This is a genomic window from Nocardioides sp. GXQ0305 (assembly GCF_050880345.1).
Taxonomy (GTDB): Bacteria; Actinomycetota; Actinomycetes; order Propionibacteriales; family Nocardioidaceae; genus Nocardioides.
Map to the genome: position 1 here is coordinate 164,091 of NZ_JBNYXG010000006.1, position 19,619 is coordinate 183,709.

At 73.6% G+C, this 19,619-nt stretch carries 12 protein-coding genes; 3 read left to right on the forward strand and 9 right to left on the reverse strand.

Translation table 11 applies throughout. From position 1 onward, the window contains the following. Nucleotides 1-201: 201 nt before the first annotated feature. Entirely contained in the window at nucleotides 202-954 is a 753-nt protein-coding gene (locus ACQ1X7_RS16080) for a phosphotransferase (RefSeq protein ID WP_432479233.1), read from the reverse strand. 52 nt (nucleotides 955-1,006) lie between these two features. Continuing rightward, nucleotides 1,007-2,131, reverse strand: coding sequence for a GNAT family N-acetyltransferase (locus ACQ1X7_RS16085; RefSeq protein ID WP_432479234.1), 1,125 nt, complete (start codon nucleotides 2,129-2,131; stop codon nucleotides 1,007-1,009). A gap of 84 nt (nucleotides 2,132-2,215) precedes the next feature. Between ACQ1X7_RS16085 and ACQ1X7_RS16090 the strand changes: the two genes are divergently transcribed. After that, the gene (locus ACQ1X7_RS16090) at nucleotides 2,216-6,709 is read left to right on the forward strand and encodes an ATP-dependent helicase (protein WP_432479235.1); all 4,494 of its coding nucleotides are present in this window, start codon (nucleotides 2,216-2,218) and stop codon (nucleotides 6,707-6,709) included. Next, a complete protein-coding gene (locus tag ACQ1X7_RS16095) occupies nucleotides 6,702-7,496 on the forward strand; it encodes a DNA-formamidopyrimidine glycosylase family protein (RefSeq protein WP_432479236.1) in 795 nt (264 codons plus the stop codon). The genes ACQ1X7_RS16090 and ACQ1X7_RS16095 overlap by 8 nt, the downstream gene beginning before the upstream one ends. A 3-nt stretch (nucleotides 7,497-7,499) precedes the next feature. Here the strand turns inward: ACQ1X7_RS16095 and ACQ1X7_RS16100 are convergent, their stop codons facing one another. Further along, nucleotides 7,500-7,787, reverse strand: a complete 288-nt coding sequence (locus ACQ1X7_RS16100) for a helix-turn-helix domain-containing protein (protein ID WP_432479237.1) — start codon at nucleotides 7,785-7,787, stop codon at nucleotides 7,500-7,502. A gap of 36 nt (nucleotides 7,788-7,823) precedes the next feature. Next, nucleotides 7,824-8,306, reverse strand: a complete 483-nt coding sequence (locus ACQ1X7_RS16105; RefSeq protein ID WP_432479238.1) for a CinA family protein — start codon at nucleotides 8,304-8,306, stop codon at nucleotides 7,824-7,826. A 29-nt stretch (nucleotides 8,307-8,335) separates the two neighbouring features. On the opposite strand from ACQ1X7_RS16105, the gene ACQ1X7_RS16110 reads away from it, so the two are divergent. Next, on the forward strand, nucleotides 8,336-10,111 hold the full coding sequence (locus tag ACQ1X7_RS16110; protein WP_432479239.1) for a glycoside hydrolase family 15 protein: 1,776 nt from the start codon (nucleotides 8,336-8,338) through the stop codon (nucleotides 10,109-10,111). Here the strand turns inward: ACQ1X7_RS16110 and ACQ1X7_RS16115 are convergent. The 5 genes from ACQ1X7_RS16115 to ACQ1X7_RS16135 form a co-directional block, all read right to left on the reverse strand. Next, complete coding sequence (locus ACQ1X7_RS16115) at nucleotides 10,108-12,870, reverse strand: ExeM/NucH family extracellular endonuclease (RefSeq protein ID WP_432479240.1); 2,763 nt, start codon at nucleotides 12,868-12,870, stop codon at nucleotides 10,108-10,110. The genes ACQ1X7_RS16110 and ACQ1X7_RS16115 overlap by 4 nt on opposite strands. Before the next feature lie 124 nt (nucleotides 12,871-12,994). Further along, nucleotides 12,995-13,630, reverse strand: coding sequence for a CDP-diacylglycerol--glycerol-3-phosphate 3-phosphatidyltransferase (gene pgsA / locus ACQ1X7_RS16120; RefSeq protein WP_432479241.1), 636 nt, complete (start codon nucleotides 13,628-13,630; stop codon nucleotides 12,995-12,997). Continuing rightward, nucleotides 13,630-15,081, reverse strand: a complete 1,452-nt coding sequence (gene rimO, locus ACQ1X7_RS16125) for a 30S ribosomal protein S12 methylthiotransferase RimO (protein ID WP_432479242.1) — start codon at nucleotides 15,079-15,081, stop codon at nucleotides 13,630-13,632. Before rimO ends, pgsA begins: the two co-directional genes overlap by 1 nt. 55 nt (nucleotides 15,082-15,136) lie before the next feature. Beyond that, nucleotides 15,137-16,948, reverse strand: coding sequence for a helix-turn-helix domain-containing protein (locus ACQ1X7_RS16130; RefSeq protein ID WP_432479243.1), 1,812 nt, complete (start codon nucleotides 16,946-16,948; stop codon nucleotides 15,137-15,139). Next, nucleotides 16,948-19,533: a DNA translocase FtsK 4TM domain-containing protein gene (locus ACQ1X7_RS16135; protein WP_432479244.1), complete on the reverse strand. Its 2,586-nt coding sequence runs from the start codon at nucleotides 19,531-19,533 to the stop codon at nucleotides 16,948-16,950. Before ACQ1X7_RS16135 ends, ACQ1X7_RS16130 begins: the two co-directional genes overlap by 1 nt. Nucleotides 19,534-19,619: the final 86 nt, after the last annotated feature.

Genomic DNA, 19,619 nt, shown 5'->3' on the forward strand with positions numbered 1-19,619 from the left:
CCCCAACTGTGGGAACTACGGCTGGCATGGCCAAGCAAGGGTCGACGAGGACCAGCACTTCCAGTGCGCCGACTGTTCGGCGGGCTTCACCTACTCCCCCTAGCAAGTCAGCGGCGCAAGGATCGTCCGATCTCGGTGAGTTCACCTGCGCCCGGCACACAACCCCGGGAAGACCAGTCCCACCATCGGGGGTTCAGTCCGCTACTCCACGAGGTGCCGGTGCTCGCGGGTCCACCGCACCCGGCCGCGGAGCTCGTCGAGGTAGCCGGCACGCACCCACGACGCCCAGGGCTCGTGGCCGTGCTCGGCGAGGTCGGTGATCCGCGTGATGGTGGCGTTCTGCCGCTCGACCACCCGGTCGACCAGGCCCGCCGTGCCGCCCAGGCCGTAGGCCTCGCTGAAGGAGCGGAGCCGGGCGAGCCGGTCGGGCGGGCCGTCGAAGCCGTAGCCCTCCTGCGCCTCCTCGTCGCTGCGGAACGGGGCGAAGGTGTCGACGGCGTACGCGACGTCGTCCAAGGCCGGGGCCGGAGAGGCGTACTCCCAGTCGAGCAGGGCCACCGCCTCGCCGTCGCGCCAGACGAAGTTCCAGGGCCCGGGGTCGCCGTGCGTGACGACGGTGGCGCCGGGCGTGGGGCGCACCGCCCACTCGGCCCCCTCGGGCGCCTCGAAGCCCTCGGTGGCGTCGTGCACGCGTCGGAGCAGCGCCCCCGCCGACCGGACGCCGGCCTCGTCCCGCTGGTGACGCCACGCCTCCGGGCCGCAGTCGCCCGGGATCCACCGCAACGCCTGGACACCGTCGCGGATGCCGACGGGCTCGGGGACCTGCTCGACGCCGACGTCGCGCAGGTGGCGCAGCAGGAGGTGCACCGTCGCGGTCCACGGTCGGGCCGGCTTCAGGACCAGGTCGTCGACCCGGGTCACGCCACCGTCGACGAGCTCCCAGCCCCTGGCCATGGCTGATTCTGACCCGCCCCCGGCCGGATCGGACGGCGCCACGCAGGGAGCGTCACCGCACGTCGCCGCGCAGCCGGTCGTACAGCGCGTTGTCCTCGAAGCCGCCTCCGGCGACGGGCGCGGACTGCCGCTCGGTGCCGACGTGGACGAAGCCCGCACGCTCGGCGAGGCGTCGTGAGGCGTCGTTCCGGCCCGAGGTCAGCAGGTACAGCCGCCGTGCGCCCAGCCCGCCGGCGTCGGCGGGCCGCATCGCCCAGTCGCACGCAGCGCGCAGCGCCTCCGTCATCGCACCGCGTCCCCGACCGGCGGGGTGGGACCAGTAGCCCACCTGGGCGGTCAGGTCGTCGGCCTCGTCCTCGAAGTCGAACACCGCGACGTTGCCGAGCACGGCGTCGGTGACCCGGTCGGCGACGCACCAGGCCACCCGCTGGTTCGTCGCCGCGCCGAGGCGCACCCGCTGTAGGTACGCCGGCACCTCGTCGAGCGACCGCGGCAGCGGTGAGTCGGGGATCCACCGGCGCAGCACCGGGTCGCCGGCCGCCTCGACGAGCCCCGCGGCGTCGTCCTCATGCCACGGCCGGAGCACCACTTGGCCGGCGTCGAGCACGGGAGGAACCAGCCACGGCTCACGGGGCCGACGGGGGTCGCCGGCCCCGATCCAGCCGGTCCAGCCGTCGCGACGCTCGCCCCGGTGCGGGAGCAGGTCCGGGACCGTGGGACCGAAGGTGAAGCCCAGCGACCACGCGGTCCGGCGCGACGCCCAGTTGCCGACGAAGGCCCGCCACATGACGACCGCCACCCCGCACTGGTCGAACCCCCAGTCGAGCAGCAGGTCCAGCGCACGCCGCATCACCGCCTGCCCCCGCGCCTCCGGGTGCAGCCCGAACCCCACCTCGGCCTCCCCGCCACCGCGCATCCGCAGGTCGACGGACCCGGCGAATCGGCCGGCGTGCTCGACGGCGAAGCAGTACGTCGTGTCGCGGGCCCAGCCCTGCGGGACCACGGTCCCGAGCCACTCGGCGGCGTCGTCCTCGCCGTACGGCGTGGGCACCGTGGTCCAGGCGACCGACTCGGGGTCGCGGCACTGCTGCACGATGCGGGGCACGTCCGCCGATCCGTGGGCGCGCAGCACCACCTCGCCGTCGGTCAGCGTCGGGACGTCGTCGGGAAATCGCACCGGCACAGTCTGCCGACGGCGTCCGCGGGGACCAACCCACTTTCGGCTGGGGTGGCTGTCGGGGCGCGGTGGGAGGATGTCGGGGTGACGTCGCCGCTCGAGCGCTTCAGCGCTCCCACCCGGGAGTGGTTCTCGGCGGCGTTCGCCGAGCCCACCGCGGCCCAGGCGGGCGCCTGGGAGGCGATCAGCCACGGCCGCCACGCGCTCGTGGTGGCACCCACCGGCTCGGGCAAGACGCTGAGCGCGTTCCTGTGGTCGCTCGACCGGTTGCTCACCAGCGAACCGCCCGAGAGGAAGCAGCGCTGCCGGGTGCTCTACGTCTCCCCGCTCAAGGCGCTGGCCGTCGACGTCGAGCGCAACCTGCGGGCGCCGCTGACCGGCATCCGCCACACCGCCGAGCGGCTCGGTGAACAACTGCCCGAAGTGACCGTCGGCGTCCGCAGCGGTGACACCTCGGCGGCCGACCGGCGACGGTTCACGACAGCGCCCCCGGACGTCCTCATCACCACGCCGGAGTCGCTGTTCCTCATGCTGACCAGCCAGGCCCGCGAGTCGCTGCGCGGGGTCGAGACGGTCATCGTCGACGAGGTCCACGCGGTGGCCGGCACCAAGCGTGGCGCCCACCTCGCGGTGAGCCTGGAGCGGCTCGACGCCCTGCTGGAGCGGCCGGCGCAGCGGATCGGGCTGAGTGCCACTGTCCGCCCCCACGAGGAGGTGGCGCGGTTCCTCGGCGGGCAGGCGCCCGTCGAGATCGTCGCGCCGCCGAGCGAGAAGGCCTGGGACCTCCGCGTCGTCGTCCCCGTCGAGGACATGTCCGCCCCCGAGGAGTACGACGACACCACCGACGACCCGGGGCGGGATCCATCGAGGGGGCAGTCGATCTGGCCCCACGTCGAGGAGCACGTCGCCGACCTGATCGAGGCCCACCGCTCGACGATCGTGTTCGCCAACTCCCGGCGGCTGGCCGAGCGGCTGACCGCCCGGCTCAACACGATCGCCGCCGAACGAGCCGGTGTGGAGCCCGACGACGACGGCACCCCACCCGCCGAGATCATGGCCCAGTCGGGAAGATCAGACGGATCCGCACCGGTGCTCGCCATGGCCCACCACGGGTCGGTGTCGAAGGAGCAGCGGGCTCGGATCGAGGACGACCTCAAGCGCGGCCGGCTGCCGGCCGTCGTGGCGACGAGCAGCCTCGAGCTCGGGATCGACATGGGCGCGGTCGACCTCGTCGTCCAGATCGAGTCGCCCCCCAGCGTCGCGAGCGCGCTGCAGCGGGTCGGCCGTGCCGGCCACCAGGTCGGCGAGACCAGTCGCGGCGTGCTGTTCCCGAAGCACCGCGGCGACCTCGCCCAGACCGCGGTCGCCGTGCAGCGGATGCGCGAGGGCGCCATCGAGAGCCTGCGGGTCCCGGCCAACCCGCTCGACGTCCTCGCCCAGCAGGTCGTCGCCGCCGTGGCCGTCGAGGCCCACGACGTCGACGCCCTGTTCGCGCTGGTCCGGCGCAGCGCGCCGTTCGCCTCGCTCCCCCGCAGCGCCTACGACGCGACGCTCGACCTGCTGAGCGGCCGCTACCCCTCCGACGAGTTCGCCGAGCTCCGACCCCGGATCGTCTGGGACCGGGTCACCGGCCAGCTCACCGGGCGTCCCGGCGCGCAACGGCTGGCGGTCACCAGCGGCGGCACCATCCCCGACCGTGGACTGTTCGGCGTCTACCTCGTCGGCGACGGGGCGGGCCGCCGGGTCGGTGAGCTCGACGAGGAGATGGTCTACGAGTCGCGCGTCGGCGACGTGTTCGCGCTGGGCGCCACCAGCTGGCGGATCGAGGACATCACCCACGACCGGGTGCTCGTGACGCCGGCCCCGGGCCTCCCGGGCCGGCTGCCGTTCTGGAAGGGCGACGCCCTCGGTCGCCCGGCCGAGCTGGGCGCGGCGGTCGGCGCGTTCACCCGCGAGCTCGCCGCGATGCCGGCAGCCGACGCCGAGCGGACGGCGCAGGAGGCCGGCCTCGACGCGTACGCCGCCGGCAACCTGGTCACCTACCTCACCGAGCAGGTCGAGGCGACCCGCACCCTGCCCAGCGACCGTGCCGTCGTGGTCGAACGGTTCCGCGACGAGCTCGGCGACTGGCGGCTGGTCGTCCACTCCCCCTTCGGCACCCCCGTCCACGCCCCCTGGGCGCTGGCCATCAACGCCCGGCTCCGCGAGCGCTACGGCATCGACGGCCAGGCGGTGGCCTCCGACGACGGCATCGTGGTCCGAATCCCCGACACCGACGCCGAGCCCCCCACCGGCGAGGTGGTGACCTTCGAGCCCGACGAGGTCGAGGAGATCGTCACCAGCGAGGTCGGGTCGAGCGCGCTCTTCGCGAGCCGGTTCCGTGAGTGCGCGGCCCGCGCCCTGCTGCTGCCCCGGCGCGACCCCGGCCGTCGCAGCCCGCTCTGGCAGCAACGCCAGCGCTCGGCCGCGCTGCTCGAGGTCGCTGCCCGCTACCCGTCGTTCCCCGTGGTGCTCGAGGCGGTCCGCGAGTGCCTCCAGGACGTCTACGACCTGCCCGGGCTGGTGGCGCTGATGGGACGGGTCGACCGGCGCGAGGTCGCGGTCGTCGACGTGGCGACGACCCAGCCCTCGCCGTACGCGCGGAGCCTGCTGTTCGGCTACGTCGCCCAGTTCGTCTACGAGGGCGACGCGCCGCTGGCCGAGAGGCGGGCCGCGGCCCTGAGCCTCGACCAGGGGCTGCTGGCCGAGCTGCTGGGCCGTGCCGAGCTGCGCGAGCTGCTCGATCCCGACGTGCTGGCCGAGGTGGAGGCCGAGCTGCAGCGTCTGGCGCCCGACCGCCGGGCCCGGGACGCGGAGGGGGTGGCCGACCTGCTCCGGCTGCTCGGCCCGCTCACTACCGCGGAGGTCCGCGACCGCTGCGTCGACGACGCCGACGTCGACGACTGGCTGGAGACGCTCGCCGACACCCGGCGGGTGGTGCAGGTCCGGGTCGCGGGCGACGAGCACTGGACGGTGATCGAGGACGTCGGCCGGCTCCGCGACGCGTTGGGCGTGCCGGTGCCGCCGGGGACGCCGGAGGTCTTCGCAGACCCGGTCGACGACCCCCTCGCCGACCTGGCGGCGCGCTACGCCCGGACCCACGGCCCCTTCACCATCGAGCAGGTCGCGACCCGGCTCGGGCTCGGCACCGCCGTCGTCCGGCTCACCCTCGAGCGGCTGGCCGCCCAGGGTCGGGTGCTCGACGGAGAGTTCCGGCCGTCCGGCTCCGGCACCGAGTGGTGCGACGCCGAAGTGCTGCGCCGGCTCCGCCGCCGCAGCCTGGCGCGCCTCCGGCAGGAGATCGAGCCCGTCGAGCCGCCGGCGCTGGCCCGGTTCCTCGGCGCGTGGCAACACGTCGGCGGCAGGCCTCGTGGTGTCGACGGCGTGCTCACCGTGGTGGGGCAGCTCGCGGGGTGCCCGGTCCCGGCGAGCGCACTGGAGTCGCTGGTGCTGGGGGCCCGGGTGGCCGACTACGAGCCCTCCCACCTCGACGAGCTCACCTCGACCGGTGAGGTGCTGTGGGCCGGCCACGGCGCGCTCCCCGGCACCGACGGCTGGGTCTCCCTCCACCTCGCCGACCAGGCGCCGCTCACGCTGCCCGAGCACGCCCCGTTCGAGCACTCCGAGCTGCACCAGGCCGTGCTCGACGCCCTCGCCCCCGGCGGGGCCTGGTTCTTCCGGCAGCTCGCCCAGGCCGTGCAGTCACCCCACGACGCGGCCCTGGCCACGGCGCTCTGGGACCTGGTGTGGGCCGGGCGCATCGGCAACGACACCCTGGCGCCGCTCCGCTCGCTGGCGACCAGCGGGCGCGGCAGCCACCGCAGCCGTCGCCCCGGGCCACGGGTGCTCCGCAGCGGGCCGCCCCACACGGCTGGACGGTGGGCGCTGCTGCCCGACCTCGACACCGACCCCACGCGGCGCGCCCACGCGCTGGCCGAGCGGCTGCTCGACCGGCACGGCGTGGTCACCCGCGGCGCGGTGCAGAGCGAGGGCACCCCCGGTGGCTTCGCCGCGGTCTACAAGGTGCTGTCGGCCTTCGAGGAGTCGGGCCGCTGCCGTCGTGGCTACTTCGTCTCCGGTCTCGGCGCCGCCCAGTTCGGGACCGCCGGGTCCGTCGACCGGCTCCGGACCTTCTCCGACCGGCGCCCCGACGACAAGCCGGTCGCGGTCGCCCTGGCCGCGACCGACCCGGCCAACCCCTACGGCGCCGCGCTCGGCTGGCCCGAGCCCGGCTCGGCCGAGGGCGGCCACCGGCCGGGCCGCAAGGCCGGGGCGATGGTCGTCCTCGTCGACGGCGAGCTGGTCCTCTACGTCGAGCGAGGCGGTCGGACGCTGCTGACCTGGTCCGAGGAGCCCGACCTGCTCACACCCGCTGCCGAGGCGCTGGCGACGGCGGCCCGGCGTGGCCAGCTCGGGCGGCTCACGGTCGAGAAGGCAGACGGCTCCCAGCTTCTCGGGTCCGGGCCGACGCCGCTGCGCGAGGCGCTCGCCGCCGCAGGCTTCGTGGCCACCCCGAGGGGGCTGCGTCTGCGTGCCTGAGGGCGACACCGTCTACCGCGCGGCCCGGCTCCTCGACCGGACGCTGGCCGGCCACGTGCTCGCCGACAGCGACTTCCGGGTGCCCCAGCTCGCGACCGTCGACCTCAGCGGAGGCCGGGTGCTCGGCACCTGGTCCCGCGGCAAGCACCTGCTCACCCGGATCGACACCGACCACGCGTGGACGCTGCACACCCACCTCAAGATGGAGGGGTCCTGGCACAGCTACCTGCGCGGCCAGCGGTGGCGTCGTCCCAGCCACACCGCACGGGTTGTCCTCACCACCGGTGACCGGGTCGCCGTCGGCTTCTCCCTCGGCATCGTCGAGCTGCTCCCGCGCGACCAGGAGGAGGGCGTGGTCGGTCACCTCGGACCCGACCTGCTCGGCCCCGACTGGGACGAGGCCGAGGCGTGTCGCCGACTCGAGGAGGACCCCTCGCGCCCCCTCGCCGAGGCGCTGCTCGACCAGACCCGGCTGGCCGGGATCGGCAACATGTACCTCGCCGAGCTCTGCTTCGTGAGCGGGTTGCACCCCCAGACCACCGTCGCGCAGGTGCCCGACCTGCTGCGCCTGGTCCGGCGCGCTCACCAGATGCTCGACCTCAACAAGGAGCGGCCCCACCAGTCCACGACCGGCGACCTGCGGCAGGGCCGCCGGATGTGGGTCTACCGGCGCGACCGGCAGCCCTGCCTGCGGTGCGGCACCACCATCGAGGTCGCGATGCGGGGCGAGCCCGGCCGCGAGCGGGCGTCGTACTGGTGCCCGAGCTGTCAGCCCGAGCCGGCGTAGGCGCTAGGCCGCGGAGGCCACGACCTCCGGGCCCGCCTCGACGGGCAGCGACGCGGTCTCCTCGACGGCGACCAGCGACGACACGTCGTGGAGCACCTCGGACAGGGGTACGTCGAGCGCCGCGCACAGCGACGCCAGCAGCTCGGAGGACGCCTCCTTCTGGCCCCGCTCGATCTCGGAGATGTAGCCCAGCGACACCCGGGCCTCGGCGGAGACCTCGCGCAGCGTCAGCCCGCGCTGCATCCGCTTGGCGCGCAGCACGTCGCCGAGCAGACGGCGGAACAGCACCATGCGCGTCTCTCCTTCCCGGGTGGTCTGAGCCCAACGCTACCGGAGTCCGGGTTCTTCCCCGTGCAGTCTGGCGCCGAGGGCCGACACGGCCTCCCGGCAGGTGCGTTCCTGCACCGCTTCACGGTCACCCACCAGCTCCAGGGCGACGACGGTGGTCCCCGTGGGGCCGGCCACCCCGACGAAGACCGTACCGACCGGCTTTCCCTCCTGCTCGTCTGGCCCGGCGACGCCGGTCGTGCTGACCGCCCAGGTGGCGCCGAGCGCAGCCCGGGCACCCTCCGCCATCGCCCGCGCGCACTCCGCCGAGACGACGCCATGACGCGCCACGAGCCCCGCCGGGACGCCGAGCAAGTGCTGCTTGGCGTCGGAGGCGTAGGCCACCACCCCGCCGAGGAAGGTGCGGGAGGCTCCCGGCACGGTGGTGATCCGGGCCGCGAGCCGACCCCCGGTGAGGGACTCGGCCGTCGCCAGCGTCGCTCCCCGACGCCGCAGCTCGCCCAGCAGCTCGTCGACCTCCATGTCACCGACGGTAGGTCATCATGGGGGGCATGCCAGGGGCGATCGAGGACTACGCGGTCATCGGCGACCGGCACACGGCGGCCCTGGTCGGCCGCGACGGCTCCATCGACTGGCTGTGCCTGCCCCGCTTCGACTCCTCCGCCTGCTTCGCTGCGCTGCTCGGCGACGAGCGGCACGGCCGCTGGCTGCTCGGACCGGCCGGCGACCACGAGTCGACGCGGCGCTACCTCGGCGACACGGTGCTGCTGGAGACCACGTTCACCACCGACACCGGGACCGCCACCCTGCTCGACGTGATGCCGACCGGCGACGACCGTGCCGACGTCGTACGCCGGGTGACCGGGGTGTCGGGGTCGGTGCGGATGCGCCACGAGTGGATCGTGCGCTGCGACTACGGGCTGGTGCGGCCGTGGGTCCGCCGGGCGGAGGTGGAGGGCGAGGAGGTCATCGTCGCGGTCGCAGGTCCGGACCAGCTGGTGCTCAGCGGGTCACGACTCCCCCGGGCCGTCGACGGCCGCCACGCGGACGAGTTCACGGTGCACGAGGGCGAGACACTGACGTTCTCGACGACGTGGGTCGAGTCGTGGCGCGAGCTCCCGGGACCGCCCAGCTGGGAGGACTCGATCGAGGCCACCCGCACCGAGCAGGTGGGCTGGGCCGGGCGGTGCGGGCCCGGCATCCCCCATGCCGACCTGGTCGTGCGCAGCCTGGTCACGCTCCGTATGATGACGCTCGCCGAGACCGGCGGCATCGTCGCCGCTCCCACGACCAGCCTCCCCGAGGACTTCGGCGGCGAGCGCAACTGGGACTACCGCTACTGCTGGCTCCGCGACGCGGCCCTCACCCTCGAGTCGCTCCTCGCTGCCGGCTTCGTCGAGGAGGCCGGGCACTGGCGGGCCTGGCTGCTGCGCGCAGTGGCGGGCGATCCGCAGGACATGCAGATCATGTACGCCGTCGACGGCGGCCGGCAGCTGCCGGAGCGGGAGCTCGACCACCTGCCGGGCTACGCCGGCAGCCGGCCGGTGCGGGTCGGCAACGCCGCGGTGTCACAACGGCAGGCCGACGTGCTCGGCGAGGTGATGATCGCGCTGGCCCAGGCGCGCGACATCGGCCTGCCGGCCGACCGGCACGCCTGGGCCCTGCAGCGGGTGCTCATCGACGACCTCGCGACGCACTGGGACGCGCCCGACCACGGGTTGTGGGAGGTGCGCGGCCCCCAGCAGCACTTCACGCACTCGCGGGTGATGGTGTGGGCGGCGTTCGACCGCGCCGTGCAGGCAGTGGAGCGGCACGGGCTCGACGGCCCGGTCGACACGTGGCGCTCCCTGCGCGAGGAGGTCCACGCCGAGGTGCTCGCCAAGGGCTTCGACAGCAGTCGCGGCACGTTCACCCAGCACTACGGCACCCGTGAGGTCGACGCGAGCCTGCTGATGATCCCGCTGGTGGGCTTCCTGCCCGGTGACGACGAGCGGGTGCTCGGGACCGTCGCGGCAGTCGAGCAGGACCTGATGCGCGACGGCCTGCTGCTGCGCTACCGCACCGCCTCGGGCGTGGACGGCCTCAGCGGCGACGAGCACCCGTTCCTCGCGTGCTCCTTCTGGCTGGTCTCCGCCTACGCGGCCGCCGGGAGGACGGATGACGCCCACGCCCTGATGGACCGGCTGTGCGCCCTGCTGCCCAACGACGTCGGCCTGCTCTCGGAGCAGTACGACGTCGCCGGGCAGCGGATGGTGGGCAACTTCCCGCAGGCGTTCAGCCACCTGGCGCTGGTGCAGGCGGCCCTCCGGCTGCGTTCACCCTCCTAGCGGACGACCCGCACGACGTGCACCGTCGTGGCCGCCTCGAGGTGGTCGTCGCCGGAGTAGCGGACCCTGATCTCCTTGTTGCCGGTGCGGCCGAACGTCGGGAGCCGCACCGAGGCCTCGCCGGCCTCGTCGAGGGTCCGGGTGGCGAGGACCTGTCGGCGGAACCGGAAGGTCACCGTTCCGGTGCCGGTGACGTCGTCGGCGAACACCCTCGCCGTGAGCGTCGCCCGGGTCCGGTCCTCGCGCACCTGCCGGGGCGCGTGGCTGGTCTCGATGGTGGGCGTGGCCTTCTCCGGCTCGGGCACGTCGAGCCCGACGACCTCCGGGTTGTGGTCGGAGGCCTTGAACGGGCTGGAGCCGTCGTAGAGCTGGGTGACGTTGGCGTTGTAGCGGCTGTACTCGTAGACCACCGCCTCCTCCGCGTTGATGTTCCAGATGTCCACGCCGGTGACCAGCGCCTCGGCCGCCTCGTTGGCCACCACGTGGTCCAGCGACCCCGACATCCCGTCGAAGGAGTAGGACGCCTCGCCCGGGTCGGTGGTCGACTCGAGGTTGGTGTAGCCGTCCTCGTAGAGGACCTGCATCGGGTCCTCCATGGTGTAGGCGTTGAAGTCGCCGGCGAGGAAGACGGCCTCGACGTCGCGGGCGGCCGCGAACTCGGATGCGAAGGCGCTCAGCGCCTCGGCCTGGCCGATGCGGTCGGGGTTGGCGTTGCCCTGCCCGGTGCCGTCGTCGGCGCCCGACCCCTTGGACTTGAAGTGGTTGACGACCACGACGAACTCGCTGCCCTCGGCGCCGCCCACGGGACGGAAGACCTGGGCCAGCGGCTCACGGGCGTTGTCGAAGTTCACCTCGTCGACGAGGATCTCCGAGGAACCGACCCGCTCGACGTCGGCCGGCTTGTAGATGAACCCGGTGCGGATGACGTCCTCCTGGTCGACCGTCGGCCGGTCCTCCTGGGGCGGCGTCGGCACGAAGTCCCAGGTCCCGGCGCCGGCGTCGGCGTTGAGCGCGTCGACGAGCCGGCCGATGGCGTAGTCGCGGTCCTTGTCGAACTTGGCGGAGTTCTCGAGCTCCTCCAGCGAGACGACGCTCGCGCCGAGGGCGTTGATCGCCTCCACGATCTTGGCCTGCTGGCGCTCCAGGTTCTCGGGGTCGGCCGCACCGCGCGGGCCGTTGGGCGTGCACGAGTTGACCGTCGTCCGCTCGCCGTCGCGGTCGCGGTAGTAGGTGCACGTCGTTCCCGGCATCGCGTCGAACTCGACACCCGTGGTCGGGAAGTAGTTCAGGACGTTGAACGTCGCCAGGCGCAGGTCGCCGCCCACGTCGCCCGGGGCGGTGGTCCGGGTGTTCTCGAACGAGGCGACCGCGGCGCCGTCGCCCGTGACGCGCCGCTGGGGCTGGAGCTTCCACTCGCCGAAGCGGTAGTCGAGCAGCACCTCGTCGTGGAAGGTGACTGCGGCGCCCACCCGCACCGGGTTGGTGGGGGTGAGCCACGGGTAGGGGGTGTCGCTGTTGGCGGCGTCGCGGAAGTTGATCGTCGCGCCGTCGTCGAGGGTGATCGCGCGGCGGGCGTTCTCGGCCGCCACCCCGGCGGGGTCACCGGTCTGGGCGTCCTCGACCTCGGTGGGCGTGACCAGCGGCTCGGTGCCGGACGCGAGCCCGATCTCGCCGTAGTTGTCGGTGTTGTAGGAGTCGGTCACCGTGAACGGCCCCTGCGGCGCCACCAGCTCGCTCTCGTGGGCCTCGCGCTCGACGTCGGAGTCGAGGTCGGACCACGGCGCGCTCAGCGGCTGCACCGGCACCAGGTCGTCGATGACCGAGATGCTCTCGGCGTTGACCTCGGTGAGCTCGAAGTACTCGTCGACCTCGCCGACGACCTCCACGGAGGTGCCGATCGGCGGCAGGTCGCCGGGCGGGATGTCCGGCGCGTAGACGAAGACGGCGTCGGAGGCGTCCGGGGTCGCGGGAGCGCCCCCGGTCTGGATGACGACGCCCTGGTAGCCACCCGTCGCGTAGCGAGCGGTCATCACGCCGGTGGTGCGGACGGAGTCGCCCTCGACCGGGCTGGCGTCGCCCGTGCCCTGGATCTCCGCGACGGTGCGGTCGTCCGGAGCCTCGATGCCCGCGCCCGGAGTGGGGCCGGCCTCGCTGAAGTCGGCCGCGTTGTCGTCACTGTCGGCCACGTTGTCGTAACGCTGGGCGGACGTGGCGGAGGTCAGGTCGACGCCGGTGGGGGCTCCCTCGTAGGTGGCGGCCCCGTTGCCGTAGCCGACCATGTCGCGGATGGCCGGGTCGCCCGCGACGTCACCGGTGCCGGTGAAGCCGGTCGTCGAGTTCAGCAGCAGCACCTGCCCGTCGCTCCCGCTCATCGCGAACGCCGGGGACGCGGTGGCGTCGACGCCGGGGAGCGGGTCGCCGTTGGCGCCGGTGTTGCTCATCTGGATCACGTAGTGCTCGCCGGCCGCGACGGACCCGCTGAGCGGGAACGCGTTGCCGGTGGTGCCGGCCTGGCTGCGGTACTGGACGGACAGGCCGTCGAGCGGGACCGCAGCAGCGGTCGGGTTGTAGAGCTCGACGAAGTCCGCGTCGAAGACCGCACCGGAGTTGCCGCCGGCGCCGTAGACCTCGCTGATCACGAGGTCCGGGCTGACGGCTCCGGCCGGTGGGGCGGCGAGCACGGAGAGCGGTGTGGACAGGAGCGCGAGGACGGTGGCGGAGATCAGTCCTCCGCGTCGACGGGAGGCGGTCGAGAACACGGTGGCGGACGGCCCTTCGGGTGAGGTGGTGGGGGTGTGAGCGCAGGGAAGCGGCCACACCCTAACCCGGGGTCAGCGCAGATCCGGGGCAGCAGTTGATGACAAACAGGTGACGAATTCGTGCCTAGTTGCCGGTGCGCGCACGCATGGTGTGCCGTTGCCGCCACACGTCACGGAAGAACTCCCACCCCGACCACATCGTCATCGCGACCGCGCCCGCGAGGGCCAGCTGGGCGAGGTAGAAGAGCGCCGTGCCGACGACGCCGAACACGTCGAACGCGCCACCGTGGGCGTCGCCGTGCGGGAGCGGCAGGGTCAGCCCGGACAGCGCGATCGCCTGCAGCACGGTCTTGAGCTTGCCACTGCCGGACGCCGCGATGACGACGTGCTTCAGGACCGAGAGCCGCAGCAGCGTCACGCTCCACTCGCGGAGCAGCACCACGACCGTCACCCACCACCAGATGTCGCCGACGATCGACAGTCCGATGAACGCCATCCCCGTGATCGCCTTGTCGGCGATGGGGTCGGCGATCTTGCCGAAGTTGGTCACCAGGTCGTGCTTGCGTGCGAGGTCACCGTCGATCTTGTCGGTGATCATCGCGCCCACGAAGATCGCGAACGCCACCAGACGCCAGGTGATCGAGTCGCCGCCGTCCTGCAGCAGGGCGTAGCCGAAGAACGGCACCATCACGATGCGCAGGGCGGTCAGCACGTTGGGGAGGTTGAGGTTGCTGCCCTTCCTCCCGGTCAGGCCCGACATCAGGCTCCCTCCCCCACCGGGCGCGCCACCAGGTCGACGCCGTCGCTGGCGACGACCTCGGCGCGGACCAGCTCGCCGACGCGGGCCGACGACCCGGCCAGCAGAGTGGTGCCGTCGACCTCGGGGCCCTGGTGGGCGGCCCGGCCGACGACGCCGACGACGCCGCTGCCGGCCACTTCGCCGTCGTCACCGTCCGCGACCGACTCGACGAGCACCTCGACCGTCTCGCCGACGCGTTCCTCGGCACGGCGGGCGGTGAGCTCCTCGACCAGCACGGTGACGTGCTCGACCCGGGCGCGCACCTCGTCGTCGTCGTGCTTGCCGTCGAAGCCGGCCGCCTCGGTGCCGTCCTCGTCGGAGTAGCCGAAGACGCCGGTCACGTCCATCCGGGCGGCCACCAGGAAGTCGCACAGCACCTGCAGGTCGGCCTCGGTCTCGCCCGGAAAGCCGACGATCACGTTGGAGCGGACGCCCGCGAGCGGGGCGTGGTCGCGGACCCGGTCGAGCAGGGCCAGGAAGGAGTCGGGGTCACCGAACCGGCGCATCCGGCGCAGCACGGGACCGCTGGCGTGCTGGAAGCTCAGGTCGAAGTACGGCGCCACCCCGGGCGTCGTGGCCAGCGCCTCGACCAGCCCCGGGCGGGTCTCGGCGGGCTGCAGGTAGGACACCCGCACCCGGTCGATACCCTCGACGGCCGCCAGCTCCGGCAGCAGCGTCTCGAGCAGCCGCAGGTCACCGAGGTCCTTGCCGTAGGACGTGGAGTTCTCGCTGACCAGGAACACCTCGCGGACCCCCTGGCCGGCCAGCCAGGCCGCCTCGCCCAGCACGTCGGACGGACGCCGGCTCACGAACGACCCGCGGAAGCTCGGGATGGCGCAGAACGAGCAGCGGCGGTCGCAGCCGCTGGCCAGCTTGAGCGGCGCCATCGGGCCGCCCTCGAGCCGGCGGCGTACGGCGCGGGGGCCGCTGTTCAGGAAATGGCCGGGGACACTGTGATCAGACTCGTCGACCGACGTGGCCCGCTCGACCGGCGAGATCGGCAGCAGCCGCCGGCGGTCCTGGGGGGTGTGGGGGTGGTGGGCCTCGCCCGCGACGATGGAGCGGAGCCGGGCCGCGATGTCGGGGTAGTCGTCGAACCCGAGCACGGCGTCGGCCTCCGGCATCGAGTCGGCGAGGTCCTTGCCGTAGCGCTCGGCGAGGCAGCCGACGGCGACGACGGCCCGGGTGCGGCCCTCGGCCTTCAGGTCGGCGGCCTCGAGCAGGGTGTCGACGCTGTCCTTCTTGGCCGCCTCGACGAACCCGCAGGTGTTCACCACGACGGTGTCGGCGACGTCGGCATCGGCGACCAGCCGGAACCCGTCGGCCGCGAGCCGGCCCGCGAGCTCCTCGGAGTCGACCTCGTTGCGGGCGCAGCCGAGGGTCACCAGGGCGACGGAGAGGGGTGCAGTCATGACCCGACGAGTATGCCGGGTCGGGGGCGGCTGCCTCGATTCGGGAGGGAGACCGTCACTCCGTGACGGTGAAGATGTCCTGCGCCGGCTCCCCCGTGGCACCCAGGGTGCCGCGGTCCTGGCCGTCGACGTTCGCGGTCAGCGAGCCGTCGGAGGTCTGCACGCGCACCGGTGGCGACACCTGGAAGGTCCGGGTCTCCCCGAAGGCCAGGTTGCCGCTGAACACCACGGCGCCGGTGCCGTCGCGGACGACCACCCGGGCACCGCCGCCCTCGGCCACCAACCGGACCGGCACCTCGGGTGCGGCCCTGCCCTGCCCGTTGCCGACCCCGGCGGACCCGTTGAGGACCGGGGTGTCCCGCACCTCGGCGGGGCCGTCCATCACCAGCCGGGCGACCGACCAGACCAGCACCACCGCCATCACGGCGGCCACCAGGACCGACCAGTTCGGCCCGCCACGGGTGCCGCGGATCGAGCCGTGCGAGCCGGTGGCCAGCTCGGCCTCGAAGACCCGGCGCGGGTTGATGGGGGCGTCGGCGTAGCGCTCGTCGTACGCCGACAGCAGCGGCGCGACGTCGATGCCGAGCACCCGGGCGAGCGTGCGCAGGTGGCCGCGGGCGTAGAAGTCACCGCCGCACGGGGCGAAGTCGTCGACCTCCACCGACTCGATCACGTGCGGCCGGATCCGGGTGCGCTCCGCGAGCTGGTCGACGGTCAGGCCGAGCCGGGTCCGGGCCGCGTGCAGCTCGGGCCCGACGACCGGGTCGTCGGCCGGCTGGATCGCGTGGTCGTCGATGAGCAGCGGCTCGACGGGGTGACCCGCCTGGGCGATCGGCGAGACCCGCTCACCCCACACCACGGTGTCCTCGACCAGGCTGACGCTGCCGGGGCGCCGCAGCTCGCGGCCCTCCAGGTCCTCCTCGTCCGGCTCCGCCTCGCGGCGGACCTCGGCCCGCACCGCCGGCGAGGGCTCCCGCAGCGGGCTCGGCGTGTCGCTCACCGGCTCCGGAGCCGGCGTGGCGTCGTCGGCGTCGGTGTCGGCGGCCGACACCTCCACCTCGGGGTCGTCGGACGGGGTGCGCTGCCAGAGACCGGCGACCCGGGTCAGCGTCCGGGCCAGGCCGGGGCGCGGGTCGCGCAGCCGCGGCGCGTCGTCGGTCTCGTCGACGGGCACGGCCTCGACGGGCACGGCGGGCACGGCCTCGACGGGCTCGACAGGCTCCGCGGCTGCGTCCTCGGCCTCGTCGTCGACCTGCTCCGGCAGCACCTCCACGACCTTGCTGCTGCCCGCCGCCAGCTCGGTGAGCGCGGCCGTCAGGTCGCCGTCGGCGCAGCGGACGCGGGTGGAGAGGCCGAGCGGCACCGCGAACGGCGCGCCGTACAGCTTCTGGCTCAGCCACGACTGCCGCCGACCGGCGCGGTCGAGCTCCTCCACCAGGCGGGCCGGGTTGCGGACGACCATCACCAGGCGGCCGTCGCGCAGCAGCCCGCGGCGCGGGGTGTGCTCCACACGGCTGAGCGCGCCCCACGGCAGTCCGCGCCAGTCGCGGCCCAGCCGGAGCCGGACGCCCTGGGTGTCGGCCACCAGCAGCGGGGTGCGGGCGTCGACCAGGGCGGCCAGGTGACCGACCCCGAGCAGGGCCAGCCCACCCGCGAGCACCCAGTCGACCACGGCGCCGGAGGCCGACGCGCGGGCCAGGTAGGCGATCGCGACGGCGGACGCCAGCCCGCCGACCAGCGCGGCCAGGCCGGCGTTGCGACGTACCTCCACGGAGTCCGGGGCCAGGGTCAGCGCCGCCCGGTGGTCGTCGTCGTCGAGCTCGTCCGGCGCCTCGTCGAAGACGGGCGCGGGTCCCATGCTGCTCATCAGGCCTCCCCCTGCACGGTGGCGATCACGCTGTCGACCTCGTCCGGCTTCACGAGCACGTCGCGCGCCTTGGAGCCCTCGCTCGGTCCGACGACCCCGCGGCTCTCGAGGATGTCCATCAACCGGCCGGCCTTGGCGAAGCCGACCCGGAGCTTGCGCTGGAGCATCGAGGTCGACCCGAACTGCGTCGACACGACCAGCTCGATGGCCTGCACCACGAGGTCCATGTCGTCGCCGATGTCGTCGTCGAGCTCGCGCTTGGCCTGCTGCCCGGCGGTCACGTCCTCGACGTACGTCGGCTCGAGCTGCTGCTTGCAGTGACCGACCACCTGGTGGATCTCCGCCTCGGTGACCCAGGAGCCCTGGACGCGCACCGGCTTGGAGGCGCCCATCGGCAGGAACAGCCCGTCACCCTGGCCGACCAGCTTCTCGGCGCCCGGCTGGTCGAGGATGACCCGGCTGTCGGCCAGCGACGACGTCGCGAACGCCAGCCGCGACGGGACGTTCGCCTTGATCAGGCCGGTGACCACGTCGACGCTCGGCCGCTGCGTGGCCAGCACCAGGTGGATGCCGGCGGCCCGGGCGAGCTGGGTGATCCGGACGACGGAGTCCTCGACGTCGCGCGGGGCCACCATCATCAGGTCGGCGAGCTCGTCGACGACGACGAGCAGGTACGGGTACGGCGCCAGCTGCCGCTCGCTGCCGGCCGGCACCTCGACCTTGCCGGCGCGCACCGCCTTGTTGAAGTCGTCGATGTGGCGGAACCCGAAGTTGGCGAGGTCGTCGTAGCGCAGGTCCATCTCGCGGACGACCCACTGGAGCGCCTCGGCGGCCTTCTTGGGGTTGGTGATGATCGGGGTGATCAGGTGCGGGATGCCCTCGTAGGCGTTGAGCTCGACCCGCTTGGGGTCGACGAGGATCATCCGCACCTCGTCGGGAGTGCTGCGCATCAGCACCGAGGTGATCATCGAGTTGATGAACGACGACTTGCCGGAGCCGGTCGCACCGGCGACCAGCAGGTGCGGCATCTTCGCGAGGTTGGCGACCACGAAGCCGCCCTCGACGTCCTTGCCGAGCCCGGACACCATCGGGTGGTGGTCGCTGCGGGCGGTGCCCGAACGCAGCACGTCGCCCAGCGAGACGATCTCCTTGTCGGAGTTCGGGATCTCGATGCCGATCGCCGACTTGCCGGGGATCGGGCTCAGGATGCGCACGTCGGCGGAGGCCACCGCGTAGGCGATGTTCTTCGACAGCGCGGTGACCTTCTCGACCTTGACCGCCGGGCCGAGCTCGACCTCGTAGCGGGTCACCGTGGGGCCTCGCGTGTAGCCGGTCACCTGCGCGTCGATGCCGAACTCCTCCAGCACCTGGGTGAGCCGGCCGACCACGTCGTCGCTGGCCTTGGAGCGCGCCTTGTGGGGCGAGCCCGGGCGCAGCACGTCGTTGGCGGGCAGCGAGTAGGCGATGTCGCCGGACAGCGAGAGCTGCTCGACCCGCTGCGGGATCGGCGTGTGGGGCGGCGGCTCGAGGTCGCCGCCCTTGTCGGTCACGACGGGCGTGGGCTCGGTGGGCTGGTCGTCGTCGACCGGCTCGCCCTTCTTCCGACGCTTCTTGAGCTCACGGTCGGAGAGCACCGGGGAGTCGTAGGCCGGGTCGCCCATCTCGGGGTCGACCTCGTCCCCGGCCCGGCCGCGTCGGCTGCGGACCGGTTGGGTCACGTCGGCCGCGCCGTCCGCGGGGTCACTGGTGCGGCCCAGCATCCGGTCGCGGGCGTGCGCCAGCCGCTGCGGCACCTGGTAGAGCGGCGTCGCGGTGATGACGAGCACGCCGAAGAACGCGATCAGGGCGAGCACCGGCACCACGACGTACGGCGAGCGGAGCAGGTCGAGCAGCAGGCTCGACACCACGAACCCGATCGCGCCGCCCCCGAACTGCAGCTGCGAGGCGTCGCCGAGCTCGGGCTGCGGGTTCCCGCTGGCGAGATGGACGATGCCGAGCGACCCGAAGCCGAACGCGAGCCAGCCGATGACCTGGCGGCCGGCCGGCCCGTTGTGCTCGGGGTCGCGCATGTTGCGCCAGCCGATGAGGACGAGCAGCACCGGGACCAGCCAGCCGACCTTCCCGACCGAGCCCGACACGACGGTGCGGACGGCGTCCATGACGCCGCCGGGGAGCTGCCACCACACGGCGGCCGCGGCGACGACGGCCAGCCCGATCAGGAACAGCCCGACGCCGTCACGGCGCTGCTCGGGCTGGAGGTCGCGCGCGGCGCCGCCGATCTTGCGGGCGCCGGCCCCCACGCCGTGGGCCGTGGCCATCCAGGTGGCGGCCGCGCCGCGCCCGAGCGCACCGAAGGAGCGCGCGACCGGACCCGTGCCGTTGCGGACGGCCCGGGGCGCGGGCCGGCGCGACCGGGTGGAGCTGCGTCCGCGGGACGAGCTCTTGGTGGTCCGGCTCCGGCTGGTGGTCGGCTTGCGGGTACTCCGTGATCGGGAGCTGGAGCTCCCTCGTGAGCTCCCGGAGGACCGGGACGAGGACGTGCTCCTGCTCCGCGACCCCGGCGGGGAAGACGTACGGGTCGCCATGGTGAGAAGGCTAGGCCACGGTCACTCCAGTCACATGGATCACACGAGTGCGTGTCTCGGGGATCGGTGCGACGCCGCCGGGTGGC